Genomic DNA, 4,240 nt, shown 5'->3' on the forward strand with positions numbered 1-4,240 from the left:
AGAGTACACCAGAATAGAACCGCTACGCGGTTCCCGCTTGTATACCCAAAGGGCACACTGTCCCCGCCCGATTGGGCGAGGGTTTACGCGGAGTTTTGCTAAATATCAGCTGCCGAATGAGAAAAAGACACCGACAGCAAGCTCGGCCCAAACATAGATGAACCCCAGAAAAACGACTATAGCAGCCATTTGAAACTGTCTTTTGGGCAACTTCCGGGCTAAGAGTATCAGTAAAGCGCCGACGACTAATAGCAAAGCTCCCATCGTTATGAAATCTGAGAGAGCCCAGTGAATATCGTTGCTATACTGCATGCCAACCAATGGGATAAGTAGCAGCCCGCAAGTAATAAGTAAGACCCAGGCAAAGGCGGTTTTTCGTTGCAGTGTTTCTCTCATGGTTCTATTCCTGTGATAAGAGGGGCGTTAGTAAGTGTGTTCCTAATCTCTGCTTTTCGTCAAAAGAAACTTGAAATTAAAATATTTGAACATGCTTAACTCTCGTAAACATTTAATCTTTACGCCCCATAATTAAACTGATTAAATCGCACGATTTAATCAGTTTAATTATTTCGTGCTCAGAGCTATACTTTAAAAGTACTCTCTACGGTGAGGTTATATTTATGCAAACGTTGACAGCCAATGATGCCAAGCGCCATTTTGGCGAACTACTTTTAAACGCGCAGCGCGCGCCTGTGAAGATTAGCAAAAACAGTAAAGACGCTGTTGTTGTTATGTCCGTAAAGGACTTTGAAGAGCTTGAGGCTATGAAAGCCAACTACCTTAAACATTGTTTTAACTCCGCCAAGAGGGACCTTGACAAAGGTAACTTAGTTGACGGCGATAGCTTCTTGAACTCACTCTAAACGGACTAGAAGTTATGGCAGGAAGCCAATACAAACTGAGCAAGCTAGCTCAAGATCATATTCGTGCAATTAAAGACTACACAATTAATAACTTCTCCGAATTACAGTGGCATAAATACAGAGCAACACTCTTATCTCGTTTTCAAATGCTCGCAGATAATCCCGAGTTAGGAAAAAGTTGTGCAGACATTTATGATAACGGCTTTTACTTTCCTGTCGGTAAACACACGGCTTACTTCACTAAAGAAAACGGATTTATCCTTTTTGTTGCTGTACTAAGCCAGTCACAACTGCCCCAGAAACACTTGGGTTAGCTTAAGAGTTTATGCCACTCAGACAAGTTATCCTTCCGAGCTGTGAACTTATAATTAATACCCATAGCAAGCCCGAATGCGCAAGACTTTCAGCTATGAGCCAATTTGAGACCAACAATACCCGCACAAATTAACCCTAAACTGACCAGTTTAAGAACGTCCGCTGACTCGCCGAACAAAAACATACCCATAACCGCTGTACCTACGGCACCAATACCTACCCAAATGGCGTAGGCAGTGCCGACGGGTAAAGTTTTCAGTGCCAAGCCTAATAAGACAAAGCTACCGACAAGAGCTACGGTGGTGCCAACAGTTGGCCAAAGCTTGGTGAAACCGTCGGTGTATTTTAGACCAACAGCCCAAGCGACTTCCAACAGGCCGGCGATAAACAGAATTACCCAACTCATAAGCACCTCTTCATGATTTTGAGGCCGTCCCCGAATGAAAATTGAGCGGTAAGGTCGTCCTCACTTCGGATCTCGCTTTGCTTGCCCAGGTAACGCATCAAAACTCGGCACATTACTCAAATCAGCTGACCAGGCAGCACAGTTAGCAACAAAGATTTTAGCCGTGGGCGTAACTGGTATCGGCGTATCAAGGCTACCGGCAGGCACCACAACACAATTAATGGACTCAGAGAATGAGGGCAGTGCGGAGCCGCAACACTGACAAAAACTCTTAGTATGCAGCGAGCCAGGGTGTTGATAATGGGTTACGTCCGCCTCGCCTTTAAGCCAAACCAACCGCCCTGCTTTAGCAAACAAGTTAGCCGCATGAGCAGAGCCCGTGTCTTTTTGGCAGCGGCTACAATGACATAAATAAAATGCGTCAAAGTCACCACTGACCTCGTAGCTGACACGACCGCAAAGACACGAACCGTAATATTTATTCACCATGACATTACCTGTTAAATAAACCCGCCCATCAATTGGTTTGGTTAGCCACTGCGTCCAATACGACATCTTCAAGCTTTGAGAATAGCAAACCGATTTAGCTGAACCTTTCCATAACAAAGTTACGCAGCTTCTGACCTCGAATTTCTATCGTTTGCTCTTTTGCGACTTTAAAACCAAATTTCTCATAAAACGGACGAGCCGTAATGCTTACCTCAGAGTAAAACCGGGTGATTCCTTGTAACTCACCCACTCTCAGCAAGTGCTCCATCAAATGACGCCCGACACCTTTCCCCTGATGCTCATGGTGGCAAAAGAAATGATCAATTAGTCCATCTTCCTGAAGGTCGGCATAACCGACAATTTCTCCGTCAATTTCAGCAACAAACGGAGAGATAGCATTCATTTTTCGCTGCCATACCTCAGGAGATACGTCATCCGGCGCCCATGCTTCGACTTGCGTTTGTGTGTAGTCACGTGCGTTCACATTGCGAATGGTGTGATAAAAAATAGCCCATAAATCACGCGCGTCTGATTCGTTATATTTTCTAATTTTTATCATGCTGGTGGTTGCCGCTCACTCTCAATCACTATCATGACCGAGATCTAAATAGGCGGTGAAATACGCCAAACGCCCCGATGTGCAAGCTGATACGAATAAAGCTAACGCGAAAACGATACAGCTACTTTTAATTTTCACCGGTGTGATTCCTGTTTATATGACGCCCGCGTCACAGGCTTCATTGGAATGGAGCCTTTTGGCATATAATTGCGCAGCAATGCTAAAAGGTGTAACGGAAATTAAGTCCTTGGTGCACGCGCTTGTTACAACTGCTATTTTGTGGTAATATGCCACATTTGATGCAAAATGACACAGGAGCTCTAATTATGGCTACAAACAGCATAAGATTAGACCAAGAACTTGTAGAAAAAGCTACTATTATAGCCAAGGCTTATAACAGAACGCCGCCTAAACAAATTGAGCACTGGGCTAGGATTGGTGAAATTATGGAAGATAACCCAGAGCTACCCTATGAGTTTGTGAAACAAGCTATTATTGCGCAAGCTGAAAAAGATGCGGGTAAGCTCGAGAGTTACGATTTTGACTAAAGTTAAAACAGTATTACAAACGCCAACTTTTAAGAAGGCCGTTAAAAAGTTAAAGCCTAACCAAAAGAAAGATCTCGACAGTGCAATCAGGGAGTTGATGAGTGATCCATTTATAGGCCAGCAGAAAAAGGGGGATTTAAGTTTTTTACGGGTTCACAAATTTAAAATGAATAAGCAGCTCACTTTACTTGGCTATAGTTATGATGACGGAGTTTTTGCTTTAGAACTTATGACTTTGGGCAGCCATGAAAACTTTTATCGTGATGTGAAACGAATTTTCTAAGGTTGTAACGCTCGGTTGTGCGGCAGTGAACGAGCTCGCGAGTGAGCTGTCGCGACAGCAACCGCTACTGAGTGTCTAGTGAACTAGTGGCGATTCAAACTTCAAAGAGCTCGCCCCGATAAAAACTCGTATTGGCTAGGTTTAGCATAGGGTAATCCTCTTCTGAATCTCCATACGCAAAAACTTCGCTATAAAGAGATAAATCGATGCGTTCTTTTATGCGCTCGACCTTTCTCTCGTTACTGCAATCACCATTCAGGTAAGCGCCGGTAAATCGACCATTACGCACTTCAAGTTCACTGCAAATTAAATCTACCTCGTGGCGTTTACACCAAATTTTTAAATAAGGAGAGATAGATGCAGACACAATGACCACGTGATCGCCGTTCTCTTTATGTTCAGCTATTTTCTGCAGCATATCGCTCCGAATCACAGAGGATAAATAACCGGAAACATAACGTTCAGCACTAGCATCAAGTTGTTTTTCAGAAACGCCCATGAAAGCAACTCGTGATATGAGAGGTCGAACTTTAGGAGCAGAAAGAAGCCTAGCTTTGTGTAAGATGATTGCCGGAGAAAGAAGACAAGCACCAATAACTAGACGAGCCAATTTCGTCGAGGAAAAGACAAACTTAGTATATGTATCCCGCGTCGTGATTGTTCCATCTGCGTATTTCGGTGATTCCGAACAGCGATTCCGGAGTTATCCGATCACCTGTTAGCCGTTCTTTTTCATAACCCTCTTTTTACGCTAAGTGATCGGATTGGTCTAGTTTT

At 43.8% G+C, this 4,240-nt stretch carries 9 protein-coding genes; 4 read left to right on the top strand and 5 right to left on the bottom strand.

Translation table 11 applies throughout. The features are described from left to right. Nucleotides 1–105: 105 nt before the first annotated feature. Entirely contained in the window at nucleotides 106–396 is a 291-nt protein-coding gene (locus DEU29_RS13725) for a hypothetical protein (RefSeq protein WP_133540952.1), read from the bottom strand. 224 nt (nucleotides 397–620) lie between these two features. Between DEU29_RS13725 and DEU29_RS13730 the strand changes: the two genes are divergently transcribed. Both DEU29_RS13730 and DEU29_RS13735 read left to right on the top strand, forming a co-directional pair. Next, the gene (locus DEU29_RS13730) at nucleotides 621–863 is read left to right on the top strand and encodes a type II toxin-antitoxin system Phd/YefM family antitoxin (RefSeq protein WP_133540954.1); all 243 of its coding nucleotides are present in this window, start codon (nucleotides 621–623) and stop codon (nucleotides 861–863) included. A gap of 14 nt (nucleotides 864–877) precedes the next feature. Beyond that, the gene (locus tag DEU29_RS13735) at nucleotides 878–1,177 is read left to right on the top strand and encodes a type II toxin-antitoxin system RelE/ParE family toxin (protein ID WP_133540956.1); all 300 of its coding nucleotides are present in this window, start codon (nucleotides 878–880) and stop codon (nucleotides 1,175–1,177) included. Between the two features lie 89 nt (nucleotides 1,178–1,266). Here the strand turns inward: DEU29_RS13735 and sugE are convergent, their stop codons facing one another. Genes sugE through DEU29_RS13750 form a run of 3 tightly spaced genes read right to left on the bottom strand, consistent with a single transcriptional unit; the run spans nucleotide 1,267 to nucleotide 2,632 of the window. Then, nucleotides 1,267–1,584 (bottom strand): quaternary ammonium compound efflux SMR transporter SugE, encoded by a 318-nt coding sequence (gene sugE, locus DEU29_RS13740; RefSeq protein WP_133540958.1) that lies wholly within the window; start codon nucleotides 1,582–1,584, stop codon nucleotides 1,267–1,269. Nucleotides 1,585–1,644: 60 nt separating this feature from the next. Beyond that, a complete protein-coding gene (locus tag DEU29_RS13745; RefSeq protein ID WP_432206886.1) occupies nucleotides 1,645–2,139 on the bottom strand; it encodes a GFA family protein in 495 nt (164 codons plus the stop codon). Nucleotides 2,140–2,167: 28 nt separating this feature from the next. Further along, complete coding sequence (locus tag DEU29_RS13750; RefSeq protein ID WP_133540960.1) at nucleotides 2,168–2,632, bottom strand: GNAT family N-acetyltransferase; 465 nt, start codon at nucleotides 2,630–2,632, stop codon at nucleotides 2,168–2,170. A gap of 326 nt (nucleotides 2,633–2,958) precedes the next feature. On the opposite strand from DEU29_RS13750, the gene DEU29_RS13755 reads away from it, so the two are divergent. Both DEU29_RS13755 and DEU29_RS13760 read left to right on the top strand, forming a co-directional pair. Next, nucleotides 2,959–3,180, top strand: a complete 222-nt coding sequence (locus tag DEU29_RS13755) for a TA system antitoxin ParD family protein (protein ID WP_058576644.1) — start codon at nucleotides 2,959–2,961, stop codon at nucleotides 3,178–3,180. Continuing rightward, on the top strand, nucleotides 3,173–3,463 hold the full coding sequence (locus DEU29_RS13760; protein WP_053953157.1) for a type II toxin-antitoxin system RelE/ParE family toxin: 291 nt from the start codon (nucleotides 3,173–3,175) through the stop codon (nucleotides 3,461–3,463). Before DEU29_RS13755 ends, DEU29_RS13760 begins: the two co-directional genes overlap by 8 nt. Nucleotides 3,464–3,557: 94 nt before the next feature. On the opposite strand, the gene DEU29_RS13765 is transcribed toward DEU29_RS13760, so the two are convergent. Next, the gene (locus DEU29_RS13765; RefSeq protein ID WP_279513260.1) at nucleotides 3,558–4,121 is read right to left on the bottom strand and encodes an HAD-IB family phosphatase; all 564 of its coding nucleotides are present in this window, start codon (nucleotides 4,119–4,121) and stop codon (nucleotides 3,558–3,560) included. Nucleotides 4,122–4,240 lie beyond the last annotated feature (119 nt).

This window comes from Idiomarina aquatica, assembly GCF_004362895.1.
Lineage (GTDB): Bacteria > Pseudomonadota > Gammaproteobacteria > Enterobacterales > Alteromonadaceae > Idiomarina.